This is a genomic window from Sorangium sp. So ce1014 (assembly GCF_051521505.1).
Taxonomy (GTDB): Bacteria; Myxococcota_A; Polyangia; order Polyangiales; family Polyangiaceae; genus Sorangium.
This window is the reverse complement of sequence record NZ_CP150356.1, coordinates 10,342,678-10,361,899: the sequence shown is the minus strand read 5'-3', so window position 1 is coordinate 10,361,899 and position 19,222 is coordinate 10,342,678. Positions and strand designations below refer to the sequence as shown.

Sequence of the window (19,222 nt, the reverse complement as noted above, 5' to 3'; positions counted from 1 at the left end):
TTTGGCGACGCGCTGCCTCGCGGTCAGCGCTCGAACCGCAGCGAGTTCCCTTCGGCGTCGCGGAAGCGGCCCATGCCGATCACGAGCATGTCGATCAGCGACCAGATGCCGAATCCGCCGCACGTCACGAGCTTGGCGATGCCGAGCCCGGTCTGTCCCAGATAGAAGCGATCCGCGCCCACGGTCCCCAGGAAATACGAGAGCAAGAAGAGCGTGGACTGGCTCTTTGTCGGATAACCGACGGGCGCGTCGCGCCTGAGCACGAGGCCCTGAGCGTCTCGCATGGATCCGGTGCCGATGAGGACCAGATCGATGAGGGTCCAGAATCCGAGACCGCCGCACGTGAACAGCTTCAGGAGGCCGAGCCCGGTCTGGCCGAGGTAGAGGCGGTCGGCGCCGAAGATCCCGAGAAAGGCCGCGAGCAGGAAGGCTGTCGCCTGGTCCTTGTCGGAGGTGAGCTGCATCGCGCCGGGGTGGGGCGGTCCGCTGCCGTGAGCAGGCGGCGGGCCCCAGCCGCCCCCAGGCGGCCCGCCCTGTCCTCCCGGCGGTGCGCCCCATCCTGCGCCCGGCGGCGGGTATCCTCCGCCAGGAGGCGGGTATCCTCCGCCAGGAGGCGGGTATCCCCCGCCAGGAGGCGGGGTTCCGCCCGCCGAGGAGGCGCCGCCGCCCGGCGCCACGCCCTGGCCGCCCGGAGGGCTCGAGCCCCAGCCTCCGCCGTTTCCCCAGCCTCCGCCTCCGTTTCCCCAGCTTCCGCCCCCGGGCGGAACCCCGCCACCGCTCGTGCTCATGCTCGCTCCCTCCAGCTGACGCGGCGGTGAAGGCTGCCGAGAGCCTCCGCGGTCGTCGGCCGAGCTTGACTGTATCCCGGAACCGCCGCGCTGCGCTCGTGCAACGCGGAAATCGCTGGTGGTTGCCGGGGGCCCACCCTACCTTGGCGCCCAGCGCGCCGCTGAGCGCGGCGTAACAGGCGAGCGCAACCGGCGATGAACCAAGATACCCAGTCCGATCGATGGCTGTCGTTCGCCCTCCGGGCGGGGCTCATCGCGCTGTTCTTCTGGATGGTGAAGGGGCTGCTCGTCCCCGTCCTGCTCGGCGGCCTGGTGGCGCTCCTCGTCTCCCCGCTCCAGCGCCGCCTCGCGCCTCGACTCGGCCGCTTCCGCCAGCTCGCGCCCGCGATCTCCACGGTCAGCGTGGTGATCCTCGTGTGCATCCCGCTCGCGGTGATCATCATCGAGGCCTCTGCCTCGATCAGCCGCTTCTTCTCCCGGGACTGGTCGAGCACCATCGAGGGCGTCCAGGGCCTCCTGAACGACGGGCGGCTGACGGGGCTCCTCAACAGGGCCGGCCTGTCCGGGGACGACGTCCGCGCGTACGTGAGCAACCTGTTCCAGCGGGTGGGCAGCTCGATGGCGGGCTTCGCGGGGGGCATGGTCGCCGCGGTGCCGCAGACGATCGTCGACGCCTTCCTGTTCATCGTGGCGCTGTACTACCTGCTCCGCGACGGCGGCCTGCTGCTGCGCTGGCTGCTCAAGCAGTCGCCGTTCAGGAACGAGGAGACCGACGTCCTCTTTGCCTCGATCCAGGACACGGTGAACGGCGCCGTCCTCGGCCTGCTCGCGACGGCGGCCGTCCAGGGGACGCTGACGACGATCGCGCTCTTCGCCTGCAAGGTCCCGGGCGCTTTCCTGCTCGGCCTGCTCGCCACGCTGCTCTCGCTCGTCCCCATGATCGGCACCACGCCGGTGACGCTGGGCGCGGCCATCTACCTGTTCGTCATCGGGCGCATCGGCGGGGGCATCGGCATGTGCGCCGCGGCCGTCCTCGTCGGGCTCTCGGACAACGTGATCCGGCCGTGGGTCCAGAGCTCGCACGGCGGGATGCACCCGCTCATCGCCCTGCTCTCCATCTTCGGTGGGCTCGAGCTGTTCGGCGCAGCAGGCATCTTCATCGGTCCGGTCGTCGCCGCGTTCGTCCTCTGGGCGGTCAACACCCGCGCGAGCCTCTCCCGCCCGAGCCTCCCGCTGGGGCCGCACACCTCGCAGCCGCCGCCCTCGATGGGCTCGCCGACGTCGCGGCCGCCGCCGGGCTCGCGGCCGCCGCCGGGCTCGCGGCCGCCGCCCGCGTGAGGCGACGGCGCGCGCGGCGAGCGAGCCGCGCGCGGCGCCTTCACCAGCGCTCGATCCGGTAGCCCCGCCGCTCGGCGACGCGGCGCAGCCGCGGGTCGGGGTTCACGGCGACCGGCTCTGCCACGAGCTCGAGGAGCGGCAGATCGCTGATGCTGTCCGTGTAGAACGTCGCGTCCTCCAGCCGGAAGCCCTGCGCTTCGGCCAGCGCCCCCGCGCGCGCGACCTTGCCCTCTCCGAGGCAGAGCGGGGGCGCGGCGCGGCCGGTGAAGTGCCCGCGCTCGTCGATCTCGAGCTCGCTCGCGACGAGGTGCTCGATCCTGAGCCGCCTGGCCAGCGGGCGCGAGGCATAGAGGGACGCGCCGGTCACGATGGCGCAGAGGTCTCCCGCCGCCTGGTGCCGCCGCACCGCCTCGCGCCCCGCGTCGGCGATGTGCGGCTCGACGTGGAGCCGGAACCAGTCGTCGCAGCGGGCCGCGAGGACGGTCTCGGGCACGCCCCGGAGCGCGATCAGCGCCCGCTCGACGACCTTCTCGGCGTCGAGGATGCCGAGCGTGTAGAGCCCGACCCAGTAGAGGGTCCTCAGGAGATCGCGCGCCGTCGCCTCGCCGATCTGGCGCTGGTACTTCACGTAGAGGCTCGCCGTCTCCTTGCGCAGCAGCGTGCGGTCCATGTCGAACAGCGCCGCGCGCCGCCGCGCCGCGCCGCCGTCCCGCGGCGCGGCGCCGTCCTGCTGCGCCGGCGGGACGGCGCTGCGCGCGGGGCCGGGCGCCGTCTCGTCGAACGAGGTGCTCACGGCGATTGAACGTAGCTGTTGGCGAGGGTCAGGGAGAAGAGATTGCACGCCGCGTGGAACAGCAGCGGCGCCCCGATGCCGCCGGTGCGCGCCCGCAGCCACCCGAAGAGGAGCGCGGGGAAGAACACGGCGAGCCGCGCGGGGTGCAGGATCGTGAGCACGTGGCCGAGCGCGAAGATCGCCGACGAGATGAGCCACGCCGGGCCGAGCGTCGCGCCGAGGACGCGGACGCGCGCCGGGAAGACGCGGTCGAGGGCGCTCTGGAGGTAGCCGCGGAAGAACGCCTCCTCGGGCAGCGCGACCACGAGCAGCTGCGCGGCGATCTCGTCGGCGGACGGCGGGCGCAGCACGAACGGCGAGGTCACGCCCCAGTACATCCGGTAGCCGAGCCAGAACGGCGGGAAGACGAGCGCGGCGGCCAGGGCGGCCCAGGCGACGGCGTGGAGCGCGGCGCGGGCGAGCCGCCCTGCCGACAGCGGCACGGGCTCGAGGATCCCCCCGAGCGACAGGCCGTGGGCGCGGATCGTCGCCTCGTCGTACCGCAGCACGAGCCAGAACGTCGCCGCGAGGAACGTGAGGCCCACGAGCGTGCCGGCGTAGCTCTTCGGCGCCGCGTAGGACACCGCCGTCACGGCGGCGGTCGTGATGGCCGCGGCGAGGAGCGTGCGCGCGGCGGTCGGCTCGGGAGGCCGTGGGCGCTCGCCGTGGAGCGCGCCCGCGGCGTCCACCTCGGCCGGCGCGCCGGGCGCCTCGGCGCCGGCTCGGGGGTGCACGTCGCGGCTCGGTTCGATGGGCGTCGGCGGTTGCAAGGCGTGTTCGTCGCGGAGGGATGCGCGCGGGGGATGGCGGCGTCGCGGGCGTCGCGGCCGCGCGCGCCCAGCGTAACCGCGAGCCCGGCGCTGCGCGACGGCCAGCGCGGCGGGCTCGCGCGCCGGCGCTGCTCACAGGTCCAGCCATCGCCCGTTTTCTGGCCTTCCCGCCCGGTCACGTTAGAGTGCGGCCGCTGTGGCGTTTTCCCGACTTCGCTGTCTGCTGAAGCCGCTGGCCTGCGCGCTGCTTGCGTCCTCTGTGGCGCTCGGTCCGGCGCCCGCGATGGCCGCGTCGCCGTTCCTCATGACACCGGCGGCGAGCGTCGCCGAGGCCTCCCCGGCGTACCGCTACGCCAACATGACGGACGACGAGGCGCTGGCCGAGCTGGATCGCCGGAAGATCCTGTACCTCAGGGTCGACCACGCGCCCGGCGTGCGCGCGCCGATCCGGCTGACGGGCCGGCTGAACGGCGTGTACTTCCATTCGGTGCTCCCGCCCGAGCAGCGCGTGACGAGCATGTTCGAGATCCTGGACGCGCGCCTTGCGCTCGCCCTCGACGATTTCGCGGCCGTGCTCTCGCGGCACGATATCGACGAGGTCGTTCATTACACGATGTATCGACCCAACGTGCCGATGCCGGGCCGCGGGGGGGGCGACGACGAGGGAGCGCACGGGCACGGGACCGCGCAGGCAAAGGCCGCGGACAGTGACGTTCGCAAGGAATCGACAAAGCCCGCACCGCCGGTCGAGCTGGGCGAGAAGGGCGCGCTCGACGGGACGTCGAAGGCGCCCGAGGAGCGACCGCGACGCCTGAAGGAAAAGGGCGCGGCGGAGGGCGGCGCGAAGGAGAAGGGCGGCGCGAAGGAGAAGGGCGGCGCGAAGGAGAAGGGCGGCGCGAAGGAAAAGGGCGGCGCGAAGGAAAAGGGCGGCGCGAAGGAAAAGGGCGCGGCGGAGGGCGGCGCGAAGGAAAAGGGCGCGGCGGCGGCTACTCGAAGCGCGGCGTCCAGCGCTCCGGGCAAAGCGGCGCGGACGGCCGCAGCGCGCAGTGCGCCGGTCAAGGCCGCGGACAACACCGGCGCGCGCCGCGCCGCCCGCCGCAAGCCCGTGGCGTCGACCCGGGCCACGGCGTCTCCGGCCAAGCGCCGCGGCGATGTCGTGCTGCGCAGCGACGCTGGCCAGAAGCCCCGCGGCGCGTGGGCCCCGCCCGGCACGCGTCACCCCGCGGGCCTGGCCATCGACGTCGGCGCGCTCAAGAAGCGCGACGGCACCTGGATCAGCGTCGCTCGCCACTTCCAGGGCCGCATCGGGGACAAGACCTGCGGCGAGGGGGCGCCCCAGCCCGAGCTCCCCGAGGCGCGCGAGCTCCGGTCGATCGTGTGCGAGGCGGCGGATCTCGGGATTTTCACGTACGTGCTGACGCCCAATTACAACGCGCCGCACGCCGACCATTACCATATGGAGATCAAGCCGGGCGTCCGGTGGTTTCTCTATCACTGAGCGCGCGCCGCGCCCCTGTACAGCCCTGAACGGCCCGCCGCGCCCCACTGCACATCCGTTGATTGCGCGTTTTTTGATGAGCTGAGCGGTTTCTGCGCGCAACTCCCGTCGCGAGAGCGACGATTCCCTTCCCGAACGAAGGCGCCGGCGCTCCGCCGCGCGCCCCCGCAAGGGAGGTCGACGGACATGGTGCAGAAGAAAGACGGACAGCCGCTCCCGGGGACTTCCTACCGCCTGCTCCGGAGGATCGGGGCAGGCTCGTGCTCCGAGGTCTTCGAGGTGACGGGCCGCCGCGGCCAGCTGCGCGCGCTCAAGCTGCTCCGCGCCATGCACGAGGGGTCGAGCGAGGTCGGCGCGCGTCTCGTCCAGGAGGGGCGCGCGCTCTCGGCGCTGAGCCACCGGCACATCGTGAAGGTCGAGGAGGTCGGCGTGACGAGCGATGGCCGTCCCTTCCTCGTCATGCCGCGCCTCTTCGGTGAGACGCTGCGCGAGCGGCTCGACGCGCGCGGGCCGCTCGCGGCGCCCACCGCCGTGCGCATCGCCATCCAGGTGCTCGGCGGGCTCGCCGCGACCCACCGCGCCGGCATCGTCCACCGCGACATCAAGCCGGCGAACGTCTTCCTCGTGCAGGCGAGCGGCGCCGAGCAGGGCGTGGCCGACCTGGAGAGCGCGCCCGGCGCGCCCGAGGCCGAGCACGCGGTGCTGATCGACTTCGGCATCGCCAAGGTGAGCTGCGAGGCGTTCGGGCCGCCGACGGGCTCGAACGTCCTCGGCACGCCGCGCTACCTGTCGCCCGAGCAGATCCGGGGCGAGGAGGTCGACGCGCGCACCGACGTCTACGCGGTGGGGCTCCTGCTGTTCGAGGCGATCACCGGGCGAGGGCCGTTTCCGGTGGTCGACTCGATGGCGGTGATGCGGGCGCACCTCAGCACGCCGGCGCCGCGGCTCCGCTCGCTCCTCTGGGTACCTCCGGCGCTCGACCACGCGGTCGCGCGCGCCCTCGAGAAGGACCCGGGGCTCCGCTGGCAAACGGCGGACGCGATGGCCGCCGCGCTCGCGGAGGCGCAGGGAGAAGACGGAGGCCGGGAGACGCCCGTTCACGACGATCCGGGGGGGGCCGCGCCGCCCGGCGACGCGGGCAGCGCGCGGGCGCAGCTCGCGGACGGAGGGGCGCGATGAACGGCGCGTCCGCTGAGGGCCGCACGCTCCTGTACGCGGGCGGCGCGTTGCGCGCGCCGCAGGCTCCTCGCGCGCGGCCGCTCCACGCGCTCGGCGAGGTGGAGCCTTCCGAACGCGCGCGGCTGCTCCGCGCGCTGGGCGAGGTCGAGCCTTCCGAGGAGGCGTGGCCGCTCCGCGCGCTCATCGAGGGCGAATCGCTCCCCGGTACGCCGTACGTCGTGGTGCGTCTGCTCGGCCAGGGCGGCATGGGCGAGGTGTACGAGGTCGAGCACCGCGAGCTCGGCCGCCGGTTCGCGGTGAAGCTGCTGCACCGCATCCACGCTGGCCGCAGCGATCTTTCGGCGCGCATGCGCGCCGAGGCGCGCTCGATCGCCCGCCTGCGCCACCGGAGCCTGCCCGAGGTGTTCGATCTCGGCACCACCGAAGGCGGTCGCCCCTACTTCGCCATGGAGCTGCTCGAGGGGCGCGACCTCAGGACCGAGCTCGCGCGCCTCGGCGTGGTCGCCGTCCCGACCGCGCTCCGCCTGGTCCTGCAGGCCCTCTCCGCGCTGTCGCTCGCCCACGCAGCCGGCATCGTCCACCGCGACCTCAAGCTGGAGAACCTGTTTCTGTGCGACGACGGCACGCTCAAGGTCCTCGACTTCGGCATCGCCAAGCTCCTCCACGCCGGCGCCTCGCTGACCGCCCCGGACGCGGTCATCGGCACGCCGAGGACGATGGCGCCCGAGCAATGCGCCGCCCGGCCGATCGATCCGCGCGCGGACATCTACGCGATGGGCCTCGTCCTCTATGAGCTCGTCGCCGGCCGAGGCCCGTTCGACGAGCTGCGCGGCCGGCGCGATGAGCTCCGCTTCGCCCACTGCGAGCGGGAGCCGCCCCCGCCGTCGCGCTTCGCGCCGCAGCCCATCCCGGCCGCCCTCGATCCGCTGATCCTTCGCGCCATCGCGAAGGCGCCCGAGCATCGCTTCCAGACGGCCGCTGACATGGAGGCCGCTGTGCGCCGCCTGCACGACGGAGCGCCGTCGTGCGCGGCGCCGGCGGCCAGCGCGACGGAGCTCACCCCGACCGCCTTTGACGCCTGCGCGGGCGCCCGCGCCGTCGCGCCCGCCGCCGCGCAGCGCCGGCCGCCGCTCGCCTCGCCGGGCCGCGGCGGCGCCGGAGCCGCGCTCCACCCCCGCCGCTCACGGGCGCGCTCGAAGCCGCGCGCATGCCCGGCGCAGCACGTCGCGCGGGCCGCGTCGCGCGCCGCCGCCCTCGGCGTCTGCGCGCTCGCCCTCGCGTCCGCCGCGCTCGGGCTCACGCTCGCGCAGCGCTGGATCGCGGCGGACGATCACCCCGCGCCGCGGTCCGCGCACGCCGCGGCGCAGGCGCGCTCGGCTGTAAGGTAGCCTCGTCGAGCCCGTTCTCCTGTCGACGCCGCAATGCGGAGTGGAGGGACCATGAACCGGACGCGACGAATCGGGCTGGCTTGTTTGGCGATATCGCTCCTCGCGGGCGCCGCCTCGTGCGGCGGCAGCACCGCGACGCGGCCGGCGGACTCCGCGCCGAAGGGCGCAGGCGCGACCGCCAGCGCTCCCGGGCTCTCGGACGGCGCCGCCTCCGATCCGGGCGCGCCGGCCCCGCTGCCGTCCGAGGCCTCGCCCGCGGCGCCTTCCGCCGAGCTCGAGCGACCCTCGTCCACGCGCAGCGAAGGCCGCGCCGAGGGGGCGGCGCGCAAGGCGCCGAGCCGCCAGGTCGCCCCGGAGCCGATCGACCGCCCGGGCCTCGGCACCGAGTGGGGCGAGACGCGCGTGTCCCGCATCTCGACCGCGCCGTTCGTCCGCGCCGACGTCGCGCGGCCGTTCGTGGTCGCGAGCCTGTTCTACAACGACGCCGAGGGGGCCCGCGCCATGGCGAGCGCGTCCGGCTTCCGCCGCACGTCGCCGCAGGCCTTCACGCTCGCCGGCGGCGCCGTCGCGATCGGGCTGCGCGGCGAGGGCGGCGGCTTCCTGAGCGGCTTCGTCGCCGGCGAGACGAGCCACGTCGTCGGCGAGGCCGGCCAGCGCTACAGCATCGTGCTGCGCAACCTCACGCCGAACCGGGTCGAGTGCGTCGTCTCGGTCGACGGCCTCGACGTCATGGACGGCCAGCCCGCGGCGTTCGGCAAGCGCGGTTACCTGGTCGATCCCCACGGCGAGCTCGAGATCGACGGTTTCCGTCAGAGCCAGGACACGGTCGCGGCGTTCCGCTTCGGCTCGGTCCGCGGCTCCTACGCCAACCAGAAGCACGGCGACACGAGGAACGTCGGTGTGATCGGCGTGGCCCTCTTCCACGAGCGCGGCACGGCGCCCTGGACGCTCGATGACGTCCGGCGCCGCCGGGAGGCGAACCCGTTCCCGGGGCAGTTCGCCACGCCGCCGGGACAGTGAGCCTTTCCAGCCGCATTCCGCGGCTGCGCCGCGCTCCGGTAAAATCAAGCTCCCGCTCCGGCGCCCTCCGGGCTAGTCCACGGCACGGTGTCGAGCTCATTGAACCCGTCTCAACGTGCGGCCGTCGAGCACGAGCTCGGGCCAATGCTGGTGCTCGCCGGCGCCGGATCCGGCAAGACGCGGGTCGTGACCACGCGGATCGCCCGCCTGCTCGATCGCGGCGTCTCGGCGCGCTCCATCCTGGCGATGACCTTCACCAACAAGGCCGCCGCCGAGATGCACGAGCGCGTCGGCAAGCTCGTCGGCTCGAAGGTCGCGCGCGAGCTCAAGGTCTGCACCTTCCACCGCTTCGGCCTCGACGTGCTCGGCGCCGAGACCCGCGCCCTCGGCCTGCGAGGCGGCTCCTTCGCCATCTTCGACCAGTCCGACGCGCTGGGGGTCATCCGCGAGATCCTCCGCGAGCTCCGCGCCGGCAAGAGCTACGACGTCGGCGCGATCCTCTCTCGCATCTCGAACGCCAAGAACGCGTTCCTCGACGCCGAGACGTGGGCCGAGGCGCAGCGGCAGGGCAAGGGCATCGACGATTACGACGAGATCTCGATGCTCGTGTACCCGCGCTACATCGCGGCGCTGCGCTCGTTCCAGGCCTTCGACTTCGACGACCTCATCTGCGAGGTGGTCCGCCTCTGGCAGGCGCGCGCCGACGTCCTCGAGCGCTGGCGGATGCGCTACCGCTTCGTGATCGTCGACGAGTACCAGGACACGAACCGCGCCCAGCTCGAGCTGCTGCGCCTGCTCTGCGGAGAGCACCGCAACGTGTGCGTCGTCGGCGACGACGACCAGTCGATCTACGCCTGGCGCGGCGCCGACGTGCGCAACATCCTCGATTTCGAGGAGCATTTCTCGGGCGCGAAGGTCGTCAAGCTCGAGCACAACTACCGCTCGCGCAAGCCCATCCTCGACGTCGCCAACGCGGTGCTCGCCAAGTCCGGCGCCCGGCGGCACAAGAAGTCGCTCATCGCCACCCGCGAGGAGGGCGACACGGTGCGGTCCATCATCTGCGCCGACCCCGACGTCGAGGCGAGCTTCGTGGCCACGGAGGCGCAGCGCCTCCTGGAGCGCGAGGCCGCGCGGCCGAAGGACATCGCCGTGCTCTACCGCTCGAACCTCCAGGCGGCCGCGATCGAGTCGGCCCTCAAGGAGCGGCAGATCCCGATCCGGATGATCGGCGGCCAGCAGTTCTTCGAGCGCAAGGAGGTCAAGGACCTCATCGCTTACCTGCGCGTCGCGATGAACCCGAACGACGAGATGTCGCTGCGGCGCATCCTGAACTACCCGGCGCGCGGCGTCGGCGACGCCGCGGTCGCCAAGCTCGGCGCCTACGCGACGGCGCACGACACCTCGCTCTGGACGGCGGTGTCGCGGCCGCACGCCATCCACGAGCTGAGCGCCGCCGCGATCGAGGGGTGCCGCCAGCTGCTCCGGATCATCGAGGCCTCGCGCGCGCGGCTCGAGCGCGGCGAGCCCTCCGCGGCGGTCGCCCGCGCGCTCCTCGTCGACGCCGGCTTCAAGGAGGACATCACGGCCGGCTCCTCCACGAACAACGCCGCCGCGCGCCGCTGGGGCAACCTCGAGGGCCTGCTCAACGTCTTCGGGCGCCGCGACGAGAAGGGGAAGGGGGACCGCGCGAGCTTCGCCGAGTTCCTGCGGCTGCTCGCGCTGCGGCAGGACTCCGAGGAGGACGAGGCCACCGACCGCGTGACCCTCACCACGATGCACGGCGCGAAGGGCCTCGAGTTCCCTTACGTCTTCGTGATCGGCCTGGAAGAAGGGCTGATGCCCCACCAGCGCAGCCTCGACGAGCGCGCCACCGACGCCGCCCCGATCAGCGCCGAGGGGGGAGAGGCGGGCGGGCACAGCATCGAGGAGGAGCGGCGGCTCTTCTACGTCGCGGTCACGCGGGCCCGCGATCGGCTCTACCTCATGCGGGCGAAGCACCGCGGGTCGCGCGGCAAGGTGGTGCCGAGGACGCCGAGCAGGTTCATGCTCGACATCCCCCCCGAGCTCCTGGACGAGCGCGAGGAGATCGCGGCCGTCGCTCCGGCGATGGAGAAGGTCAAGGCGGGGGCTGCCGGCGTGCTGGCCGCGCTGTCGATGAACCCGTTCGCCGGGGATCCCCCCGTCGTTCCCCGCCGCCGCACCTGAGCGCGGTCGTTCCCGCTCTCTTCCACACGGGAACAGAGCGACGGCCACCCGCACAGGAGACGGGCCCAGATCGGCGTTTTCGGCGCGCAGGCGTACTCTCGTACGCCGAGCACCGAAAACGTCGAGGTGGGCCCGTATCCGCAGCGGGTGACCGCCGCTCTAGATCGCGGAGCCCTCGGCGGCGGCGAAGCCGGCGCGGGTGATCTCCTGCACGCCCTTGCGCGTGACGAAGTCGCGGAAGCTCTCGCCCTCGGCGCGACCGGCCATGTAGTGGCGCGCGATGGCGGCGATCACCTTGGGCGTCTCCTCCTCGGGGATGCGGCCGTCGAGGCGCTCGCCGATGCGCGCGCTCGGGCCGCAGCAGCCGCCCACCCGGAGCGAGTAGTGCGGGCGCTCGACCCCGTCCTTGCCCTTCACCATCAGGCCCGTCATCCCGATGTCGGCGACGTGGTGCTGCCCGCACGAGTTCGGGCACCCCGAGATCTTGATGTCGAACTCGCCGAGGGCGCTCACGAAATCGTCGGCCTCCTGGCGGCTGCCGTTCGGCACCAGGTGCTCCCGGATGCGCGCCCCGACCTGCATGCTCTTCGTGATCGCGAGCGTGCAGTAGTCGCCGCCGGGGCAGGCCACCACGTCGGTGATGTGCCCGGCGTCCGCCTCGGCGAGGCCGATCTGCGAGAGCTCGCGGTGCAGGTTGAGCAGCTGCCCCTCCGGCACCCAGCGCAGCACGAAGTTCTGGGTGTTCGTCGCCCGCACCTCGCCGTTGGCGTAGCGCCGGCAGAGGTCGGCCAGGCTCTTCAGCTGCTCGCTCGTGATGTCGCCGAGCGGCAGCTTGACCGTCGCCACCCGGTAGCCGGGCTGCGTCTGCGCGATCGTGTTGGTCCGCTTCCAGCGCGCGTAGGCGCCGTCGCCCAGCGTCTCCCGGGACGGCGTGAGCGGGGGCGGGTCGCTCTCCCGGTACTCGGACGCGTACCGCGCCACCTCGGCCGCGAGCGCCTCGCCCCGCGCCGCCTTGATCCGATCGAACTCCTCGTCGAGCCGGCGCAGGAACTCGGCCTCGCCGAGCTTCCGGATCAGGAACTTGAGCCGTGCCTTCTTCCGGTTCTTCCGCTCGCCGTCCCGGTGGAACACGCTCACCACCGCCTCGCACACAAGCAGCACGTCCGAGACCGGGATGAACTCCCGCCAGAGATGGGCGATCTCGGGCGTCGAGCCGAGCCCGCCCGCCACGTAGACGGTGAAGCCCTGGCCGAGATCGCCGACCTTGGCCAGCAGGCCGACGTCGTTGATCATGAGCTGCGCGTGATCGCGCGCGCTGCCCGACAGGCCCACCTTGAACTTCCGAGGCAGGCGCCGGTTGTGCTCGTGGAAGAGGAAGTGCGCCGTGACCGCGTGGGCATACGGCGTCACGTCGAACACCTCGTCGTCGACGACCCCCGCGAGGTGCGACGCGGTGACGTTGCGGAGCGTGTCGGCGCACGCGCCGACCGTGGTCACCCCTGCGCGCGCCAGCGCGTGCTGCAGGTCGATGGTCTCCTCGATCTCCAGGTAGTGCAGCTGGATGTCCTGGCGCGTTGTGACGTGCGCTAGCCCGCGACCCCACCGCTCGGTCACTTCGGCGAGCGCTTCGAGCTGCGCTGCCGTCAGCTGCCCGCCCGGGATCTTGATGCGCTGCATGTGCTTCACGTGCGCGAGCTGCGCGTAGACCCCCATGGCCAGCCGAAGCGGGCGGAACTGGTCAGGGGTCAGCTCACCACGTTTGAATTTGGCGACGTTCTCGGCGTGTTCGTCGATGGCCGCCGCAAGGCGCTCGACTGGTTGCAACATGACCGATGGTATTCCCTATATTTCCGACGCGTCAAGTGCGACAATTATCAAAGCCGGTGCAAGGGAAGCACCGGGCCCCTTCCTGCCTCCCATGAAGACCGATCTGCCGACCTCGACCGATGCTGTGCACGCGGGTGTGCTCCGCGAGCGTCCGTCCCACACCCTCGCGCCCGCGATCGCGCAGACGGCGACGTACACGTTTGCGAACACAGCGGATCTCGAGCGCTACTTCGCCGGGGGCGACGTGGACCCGGAGCGGCAGGAGTACGGCCGCTACGGCAACCCCACCGTGCGCGAGGTCGAGCAGCGGATCGCGGCGCTCGATCGCGCCGAGGACGCGCTGCTCTTCGCGAGCGGGATGGCGGCGGTGACGACCACCGCGTTCGCCCTGCTCAAGGCGGGCGATCACGTCATCCTGTTCCGCGACGTGTACCGCCGCACGCGGCAGTTCGTGATCCACGTGCTCTCGCGGCTCGGCGTCGAGCACACGCTGATCGACCCGGGCGCGTTCGACCAGCTCGAGGCGGCCTTCAGGCCGCGCACCCGCTTCGCGCTGAGCGAGTCGCCGACGAACCCGTACCTGCACTGCATCGACCTGTCCCGCTTCGCCGAGATCTGCAAGAAGGCGCGCGTCAAGACGATCGTCGACGCGACGTTCGCGACCCCGTACAACTCCGACCCGATCGGGCGCGGCATCGACCTCGTCGTCCACAGCGCCAGCAAGTACCTGTCCGGTCACAACGACGTCCTCGGCGGCGCGGTGTCCGGGTCGAACGCGCTGATCTCGCTGGTCCGCGACATGCGGAGCGTCCTCGGCGGCGTCATGGACCCCCACGCCGCGGCGCTCGTCGGCCGCGGGATGAAGACGCTCGCGCTCCGCGTCGAGCGGCAGAACGCGACGGGGCTCGCGGTGGCGCGCGCGCTCGAGGCGCACCCCGCCGTCGAGCGGGTGTTCTACCCGGGGCTCCCGTCGCACCCGGATCACAAGGTCGCGGCCGAGCAGATGCGCGGCTTCGGCGGCGTCGTGAGCTTCATCGTGCGCGGCGGGCGCGAGGCGGCCTCGCGCGTCGTCGACGGCACGCGCATCGCCGCGATCGCCCCGAGCTTCGGCGGCGTGGAGACGCTCATCGAGCAGCCGTGCATCATGAGCTTCCACGAGCTGAGCGACGAGCAGCTCGCCGCGATCGGCATCTCCCCCGCGCTGATCCGCCTGTCGGTCGGCGTCGAGGAGGCGGAGGACGTCGTGAAGGACGTCCTCGGCGCGCTCGACGCGCTCGACAAGGCCTAGCTCCCGAGCTTCCGCAGCTTCCGCTGCAGCGTCCGCCGGTCGATACCGAGCAGCTTCGCCGCGGTGGCCACCACGCCGCCCGACTCCCGGAGCGCGGCGCGGATCGCCTCGCGCTCCAGCTCGTCGAGCTTCAGGCTCCCGGGCGGGGGCGTCGGCGCCGCCGCCGACGACGGCGGGGGCCGCTGGCGGTCGCGCAGGCTCGCGGCCTCGCGCAGGTTCGCGGCCTCGCGCAGGAGCTTGTCCGCGTCGACGGGCTTGCTGAGCAGCGTGTCCGCGCCCTCGCGCATCGCCGCCACCGCGAGCGGGATGTCCCCGAACCCGGTCAGCATCACGATCGCCGCGTCGGGCTGCAGCTTGCGGTAGTTGGCGAGCGCGCTGAGCCCGTCGCCGCGCGGCATGCGGTAGTCGATGACCACGAGGTCCACCGGCTCGTACTCGAGCGCCACGAGCCCCTCGTCGATCGTCGCCGCGGTCCTCGCCACGACGCCGCGGCGCCGCAGCGCTCCCTGCAGGGTCGTGCGGAACGCGTCGTCGTCGTCCACGAGCAGCGCCGTCTCGATCCGTCGCGTCATCTTCACCTCAGGCCGCCCCGGCGCGCTTCAGCGCGGGGGAGAGATCCGCGTCCATCGGGCCCGTGGTCCCGTCGAGGCGGAGGCGCAAGGTCGCCTTCGCCCCGCCGGTCTCGACGCTCTCCATGCGCAGCACAGCGTTCATGCGCGAGGCCATCATCGAGCTGATGTAGAGCCCGAGCCCCATCCCGCCCTGCGACATCTTCGTCGTCTGGAAGGGCTCCCCGAGCCGCCCGGCGATCTCGGGGCTCAGCCCCGGCCCGGTGTCGGAGACCGCGATCTCGCAGACGTCGCCGCGCTCGACGACGCTCAGCTCGATCCGCTGCTCGGCCCCGTCGGCCGTCGCCTCGGCGGCGTTGGCGAGCAGGTTGACGAGCACCTGGCGGAGCGCCGGCTTGAGCACGTTCGCCTGCACCGGCCGCGGCGTGTCGAACGCGAGCTCGCCCCGGTAGCCGAGCCGCGCGAGCTCGACCTTCGCCAGGTCGCGCACGAAGCGGGTGAGCTCCAGCGGCTCGAGCCGCTGGTCGAGCCGGATCTGGCCGCGCATCAGGCTGATGATGTCGCTCGCGCGCCTGGCCTCGCCGGCCACCGTCTCGGCCATGCGCGCCGCGTCCTCGGAGCCCGTCTCGCGCGCCACGTCGACCAGGTCCTTGCTCGCGAGGAGGATCGTCGCGAGCGGCGTGCTGAGCTCGTGCGACATGCCGCCGACCATGCGCCCGAGCATCGCCAGCCGCTCGTTGCGCTGGCTCTGCTGCCGGAGCTCCTCGAGCCTGTGCGCGTAGACGACGACGAAGAAGCCGAGGAACACCGTCAGCGACGTGAGCGAGACGAGGTCGCCGAGCTGCCGGATGCGGTCGCCGCCGAGCGGCGCGGAGTCGAGCGGCAGCGGCGCCGCGTGGGTCAGCACGGCGATCGCCGTCAGCGTCAAGAGGCCCAGGAGCACGGTCGTGCGCCGCGGGCAGAGCAGGCCGGAGAGGGCGATGTGGAAGGCGAGGAAGACGGCGAACGGGTTCTCCAGCCCGCCCGAGAACCAGAGCATCCAGGCGTTCGCGACGACGTCGCCCACGAGCTGGGCCCGCGCGAGCTCCTGCGCGGGCGCGGGCTCGCGCGCCGAGGCCTCGGCCGCGTCCCGCCGGCGCGCGCGCCGGACCCGGAAGGTCCAGGCGAGGTTCGCCACGGTGATGGCCGCGATGCCGAGGATCAGCGGCCCGAGCCTGAGGTCGGGCACGAGCTTCCTGCTCGCGACCGTCGTGGCGATCATCCCCGCGATCGCCACCCAGCGCAGCTGGATCAGCCACCGATCGGCGGTGTCCCACGACGGGGGCTTCGGTCCGGACAGCAGCACCGCGAGCCGTCGCCGCGCCGCCGGCGGCGCGCCGCTCTTGGTGGGGTCGGGACCTGCGTCAAACGACCATGGTTGAAAGGAGGATTGCATCCGCGCGCGGACAGGGGGGCTTTCCATGGCGCGGTCGAGGTGCCCGGCGTTCAGCCCGGAGCCACCTTTCGACGTTGCCTTGCATCCGCCCCCTTGTACCGCGCACGAAAGCCGCGAGCACGCGCGAGGTGCGTCCGTGCGCACTCCCGCGGGTTGGCACGGAAAACTCCCGTGATTCCCGCGACTTTCAATTGTGATCTTGCTTACATTTGACGCGTGCTGCGGGGCGCTCGGCCCCGCAGCCGGTCACTCGGTCCCCTGGTGGACCTGCTTGGGCGGCGGGGCGACCTTGTGCGGCCGCTTCACGTTCCAGTTGTCGACGGCGCGCTTTCCGTCGAACGGCGCCTTGATGTCCGCCGGCCGCTCGGCCTCGATCTTCTCGGCTCGCCCGCGGTTGTTCGTGTCGAACATGGTGAAGCCGATGAAGATCGCCAGGAAGATGAGCGACGAGGCGAAGATCAGGGCGTGGAACTTATGGTCCCACTTCAGGTGCATGAAGATGAGCGCCACGACGCCCGCCTTCACCGTCGCGATGACGACCGCGATGGCCAGGTTGGCCGCGCCGAGGTCGACGTAGCTCGCCCCCACGGTCACGACCGTGAGCACGAGCAGCGCGAGCCACGTGCCGATGTAGATCTTGAGCGGCAGGACGTGGGGCACGTGGTCTGCGCCGTGCCCGTGGCCATGGCCGTGCTCGTGTCCGTGCGCGCCGGCTGCTTCTGCGTGTGTCGACATGCTGTCCTCTAGACCTCAGCCCACCAGGTAGAGGAGGGGGAAGAGATAGATCCAGATGAGGTCGACGAGGTGCCAGTACAGCCCCACCCCTTCGACCGGCGAGTAGTAACGGCTCGAGAACTCACCCCGCGTGTTGCGGATGAGGATCCACGTGATGAGCCCCATCCCGATGATGACGTGCAGGCCGTGAATGCCGGTCATCATGAAGTAGATGGCGAAGAAGATCCCCGCGTGGGCCGTGGTGAAGCCCTCGGCGGTGAAGTACTTCCCGGGCAGGAGGCCGTCGTGGAACTTGTGCTGGTACTCGAAGTACTTGATGACGAGGAATGCGGCCGCGCAGAGCAGGGTCACCACGAGCAGCCGGGTGGTGGTCTTCTTGTCGCTCTTCTGCGCTGACCGGACGGCGAGCGCCATCGTCAGGCTGGAGCAGATGAGCACGAGCGTGTTGATGCCGCCCATCACCCTGTCGAGGTGATGGTGGGCCTCCACGAAGGAGTCGAAGAACCAGGTCCGGAAGACGGCGAACGCACAGAACAGCCCGCCGAAGAGGAGGACCTCGGTGACCAGGAAGAGCCAGATGCCCATCCTGCCGGCGTCGAACTGCGTGTCCGCGGAGTCGAAATGATGGGCGACGTGGAAGTTCGGGGACAGGACCGGCCCTGCCTTGTTCGGCCGATCGGCGGCCTCGGCGTGCGCGCTCATGAGTTCTCCGTGTTGAAGTCGTATGCGCCCTTGGTCACGATCGGGGTGCGGACGAAGTTCTCGGTGATGGGCGGAGAGGCGGTGGTCCACTCGAGGCTGAGCCCGCCCCAGGGGTTCGCCGGCGCCGGCGCGCCGGAGCGGAGCGAGCGGATGAAGCAGACGAGCATCACGAGGATGCCGGCGCCCAGGATCCACGAGCCCACGGTCGAGAAGGCGTGCAGCGGCTGGAACTGGTCCAGGTAGTTGTAGTAGCGCCGCGGCATCCCGCGGCTGCCCATGACGAACTGCGAGAAGAACGTGACGTTGAACCCGATGAAGACGAGCACGCAGGCGATGGCGGCGAGCCTCTCGGAGTACATCTTCCCGGTGATCTTGGGCCACCAGTGGTGGAGCCCGCCGAAGAAGGCGATGACGGTGCCGCCCACCATCACGTAGTGGAAGTGCGCGACCACGAAGTACGTGTCGTGCAGGTGCAGGTCCACGCTGAGCATCCCGAGGAAGATGCCGGTGAGGCCGCCGATCGAGAAGAGGATGAGGAACGACAGCGCGTACAGCATCGGCGCCTTGAAGCTGATCGAGCCGCGCCACAGCGTGGCGGTCCAGTTGAAGACCTTGACCCCGCTGGGGATGGCGACGAGGAAGGTCAAAAACGAGAAGATGATCGCCGCGAACTCGCTCTGGCCCGAGGTGAACATGTGGTGGCCCCACACGAGGAAGCCGACCAGGGCGATGGCGATGCTGGAGAAGGCGATCGCCTTGTAGCCGAAGACCCTGCGCCGCGCGTGGACGGCGATGAGCTCGCTGATGATGCCCATGCCCGGCAGGATCATGATGTAAACGGCCGGGTGGCTGTAGAACCAGAAGAAGTGCTGGTAGAGCACCGGGTCGCCGCCGAGCGCCGGGTCGAAGATGCCGATGTTGAACGCGCGCTCGGCGATGAGCAGGAGGAGCGTGATGCCGAGGACGGGGGTCGCGAGGATCTGGACGATGCTCGTCGCGTAGAGCGACCAGAGCATGAGCGGCATCTTGTACCAGCCCATCCCGGGCGCCCGGAGCTTGTGCATCGTGACGATGAAGTTCAGCCCCGTGAGCACGCTGGAGAAGCCGAGGATGAAGACGCCGAACGTGACGCTCAGGACCGAGGTCGTCGTCACCGTGCTCGAGTACGGGACGTAGAACGTCCAGCCGGTGTCGATGCCGCCCGTGACGAGCGACGACAGCGTGAAGAGGGCGCCGATCCAGTAGAGATACAGGCTGAGGAGGTTCAGCTTGGGGAAGGCGACGTCCTTCGCGCCGATCATGATCGGCAGGAGGAAGTTGCCGAGCGCGCCGGGGATGCTCGGGATGATGAACAGGAACGTCATCACCGCGCCGTGGAGCGTGAACATCTGGTTATAGGCGTTCGCGCTGATGATCGTCGCCTTCGGCGTCAGGAGCTCGAGCCGCAGGATGAGCGCGAAGACGCCGCCCATGAGGAACGCGACGAAGGTGCTGGCGAGGTACATCAGGCCGATCCGCTTGTGATCGACCGTGGTGAGCCACGACATGATCCCGCTCGTGGCCCGGATGTAATCCGCTCCGTGCCCGGCGTCGGGCGCCGTATTGACATCAAGGGTTGTTACGGTCTGCGACATGGCTGCTTCTCCGC

Annotated in this window: 16 protein-coding genes; 7 read left to right on the top strand and 9 right to left on the bottom strand. The window is 71.5% G+C overall.

What is annotated here, in order from left to right:
- Positions 1-23: 23 nt before the first annotated feature.
- Complete coding sequence (locus tag WME75_RS39330; protein ID WP_437481742.1) at positions 24-464, bottom strand: TM2 domain-containing protein; 441 nt, start codon at positions 462-464, stop codon at positions 24-26.
- 519 nt (positions 465-983) lie between these two features.
- On the opposite strand from WME75_RS39330, the gene WME75_RS39325 reads away from it, so the two are divergent.
- Positions 984-2,126, top strand: coding sequence for an AI-2E family transporter (locus tag WME75_RS39325; protein WP_437481741.1), 1,143 nt, complete (start codon positions 984-986; stop codon positions 2,124-2,126).
- 40 nt (positions 2,127-2,166) lie between these two features.
- Here the strand turns inward: WME75_RS39325 and WME75_RS39320 are convergent, their stop codons facing one another.
- Both WME75_RS39320 and mrtC read right to left on the bottom strand, forming a co-directional pair.
- Positions 2,167-2,919, bottom strand: coding sequence for an HAD family hydrolase (locus WME75_RS39320; RefSeq protein WP_437481740.1), 753 nt, complete (start codon positions 2,917-2,919; stop codon positions 2,167-2,169).
- Positions 2,916-3,728 carry a myxosortase MrtC gene (gene mrtC / locus WME75_RS39315; RefSeq protein ID WP_437481739.1) on the bottom strand — a complete coding sequence of 271 codons (813 nt, stop codon included), beginning with the start codon at positions 3,726-3,728 and terminating at the stop codon, positions 2,916-2,918. Before mrtC ends, WME75_RS39320 begins: the two co-directional genes overlap by 4 nt.
- A gap of 196 nt (positions 3,729-3,924) precedes the next feature.
- On the opposite strand from mrtC, the gene WME75_RS39310 reads away from it, so the two are divergent.
- The 5 genes from WME75_RS39310 (at position 3,925) to WME75_RS39290 (ending at position 11,018) form a co-directional block, all read left to right on the top strand.
- Positions 3,925-5,226 (top strand): extensin family protein, encoded by a 1,302-nt coding sequence (locus WME75_RS39310; protein ID WP_437481738.1) that lies wholly within the window; start codon positions 3,925-3,927, stop codon positions 5,224-5,226.
- Between the two features lie 186 nt (positions 5,227-5,412).
- Positions 5,413-6,405: a serine/threonine-protein kinase gene (locus WME75_RS39305; protein WP_437481737.1), complete on the top strand. Its 993-nt coding sequence runs from the start codon at positions 5,413-5,415 to the stop codon at positions 6,403-6,405.
- Entirely contained in the window at positions 6,402-7,793 is a 1,392-nt protein-coding gene (locus tag WME75_RS39300; RefSeq protein ID WP_437481736.1) for a serine/threonine-protein kinase, read from the top strand. The genes WME75_RS39305 and WME75_RS39300 overlap by 4 nt, the downstream gene beginning before the upstream one ends.
- Before the next feature lie 51 nt (positions 7,794-7,844).
- Positions 7,845-8,813 (top strand): hypothetical protein, encoded by a 969-nt coding sequence (locus WME75_RS39295; protein WP_437481735.1) that lies wholly within the window; start codon positions 7,845-7,847, stop codon positions 8,811-8,813.
- An 87-nt stretch (positions 8,814-8,900) separates the two neighbouring features.
- Positions 8,901-11,018 carry an ATP-dependent helicase gene (locus WME75_RS39290; protein WP_437481734.1) on the top strand — a complete coding sequence of 706 codons (2,118 nt, stop codon included), beginning with the start codon at positions 8,901-8,903 and terminating at the stop codon, positions 11,016-11,018.
- 159 nt (positions 11,019-11,177) lie between these two features.
- On the opposite strand, the gene WME75_RS39285 is transcribed toward WME75_RS39290, so the two are convergent.
- Positions 11,178-12,845 (bottom strand): nitrite/sulfite reductase, encoded by a 1,668-nt coding sequence (locus WME75_RS39285; RefSeq protein WP_437481733.1) that lies wholly within the window; start codon positions 12,843-12,845, stop codon positions 11,178-11,180.
- 91 nt (positions 12,846-12,936) lie between these two features.
- On the opposite strand from WME75_RS39285, the gene WME75_RS39280 reads away from it, so the two are divergent.
- A complete protein-coding gene (locus tag WME75_RS39280) occupies positions 12,937-14,133 on the top strand; it encodes a trans-sulfuration enzyme family protein (protein WP_437481732.1) in 1,197 nt (398 codons plus the stop codon).
- Here the strand turns inward: WME75_RS39280 and WME75_RS39275 are convergent.
- The 5 genes from WME75_RS39275 to ctaD all read right to left on the bottom strand — a co-directional run bounded on the left by WME75_RS39275 (position 14,130) and on the right by ctaD (position 19,208).
- Complete coding sequence (locus WME75_RS39275; protein ID WP_437481731.1) at positions 14,130-14,705, bottom strand: response regulator transcription factor; 576 nt, start codon at positions 14,703-14,705, stop codon at positions 14,130-14,132. The genes WME75_RS39280 and WME75_RS39275 overlap by 4 nt on opposite strands.
- A 7-nt stretch (positions 14,706-14,712) precedes the next feature.
- Positions 14,713-16,164, bottom strand: a complete 1,452-nt coding sequence (locus WME75_RS39270; protein WP_437481730.1) for a sensor histidine kinase — start codon at positions 16,162-16,164, stop codon at positions 14,713-14,715.
- A 219-nt stretch (positions 16,165-16,383) separates the two neighbouring features.
- Positions 16,384-16,872 (bottom strand): cytochrome C oxidase subunit IV family protein, encoded by a 489-nt coding sequence (locus WME75_RS39265; RefSeq protein WP_437481729.1) that lies wholly within the window; start codon positions 16,870-16,872, stop codon positions 16,384-16,386.
- Between the two features lie 15 nt (positions 16,873-16,887).
- A complete protein-coding gene (locus WME75_RS39260) occupies positions 16,888-17,574 on the bottom strand; it encodes a cytochrome c oxidase subunit 3 family protein (protein WP_437481728.1) in 687 nt (228 codons plus the stop codon).
- Positions 17,571-19,208 carry a cytochrome c oxidase subunit I gene (gene ctaD / locus WME75_RS39255; protein ID WP_437481727.1) on the bottom strand — a complete coding sequence of 546 codons (1,638 nt, stop codon included), beginning with the start codon at positions 19,206-19,208 and terminating at the stop codon, positions 17,571-17,573. Before ctaD ends, WME75_RS39260 begins: the two co-directional genes overlap by 4 nt.
- Between the last annotated feature and the right edge of the window lie 14 nt (positions 19,209-19,222).

What these genes read in the sequence shown, in the direction of transcription:
- WME75_RS39330 (WP_437481742.1), bottom strand. Translation starts at nt 464, where the DNA reads ATGCAGCTCACCTCCGACAAGGACCAGGCGACAGCCTTCCTGCTCGCG.
- WME75_RS39325 (WP_437481741.1), top strand. Translation starts at nt 984, where the DNA reads ATGAACCAAGATACCCAGTCCGATCGATGGCTGTCGTTCGCCCTCCGG.
- WME75_RS39305 (WP_437481737.1), top strand. Translation starts at nt 5,413, where the DNA reads ATGGTGCAGAAGAAAGACGGACAGCCGCTCCCGGGGACTTCCTACCGC.
- WME75_RS39300 (WP_437481736.1), top strand. Translation starts at nt 6,402, where the DNA reads ATGAACGGCGCGTCCGCTGAGGGCCGCACGCTCCTGTACGCGGGCGGC.
- WME75_RS39295 (WP_437481735.1), top strand. Translation starts at nt 7,845, where the DNA reads ATGAACCGGACGCGACGAATCGGGCTGGCTTGTTTGGCGATATCGCTC.
- WME75_RS39285 (WP_437481733.1), bottom strand. Translation starts at nt 12,845, where the DNA reads ATGTTGCAACCAGTCGAGCGCCTTGCGGCGGCCATCGACGAACACGCC.
- WME75_RS39280 (WP_437481732.1), top strand. Translation starts at nt 12,937, where the DNA reads ATGAAGACCGATCTGCCGACCTCGACCGATGCTGTGCACGCGGGTGTG.
- WME75_RS39275 (WP_437481731.1), bottom strand. Translation starts at nt 14,705, where the DNA reads ATGACGCGACGGATCGAGACGGCGCTGCTCGTGGACGACGACGACGCG.
- WME75_RS39270 (WP_437481730.1), bottom strand. Translation starts at nt 16,164, where the DNA reads ATGGAAAGCCCCCCTGTCCGCGCGCGGATGCAATCCTCCTTTCAACCA.
- WME75_RS39265 (WP_437481729.1), bottom strand. Translation starts at nt 16,872, where the DNA reads ATGTCGACACACGCAGAAGCAGCCGGCGCGCACGGACACGAGCACGGC.
- WME75_RS39260 (WP_437481728.1), bottom strand. Translation starts at nt 17,574, where the DNA reads ATGAGCGCGCACGCCGAGGCCGCCGATCGGCCGAACAAGGCAGGGCCG.
- ctaD (WP_437481727.1), bottom strand. Translation starts at nt 19,208, where the DNA reads ATGTCGCAGACCGTAACAACCCTTGATGTCAATACGGCGCCCGACGCC.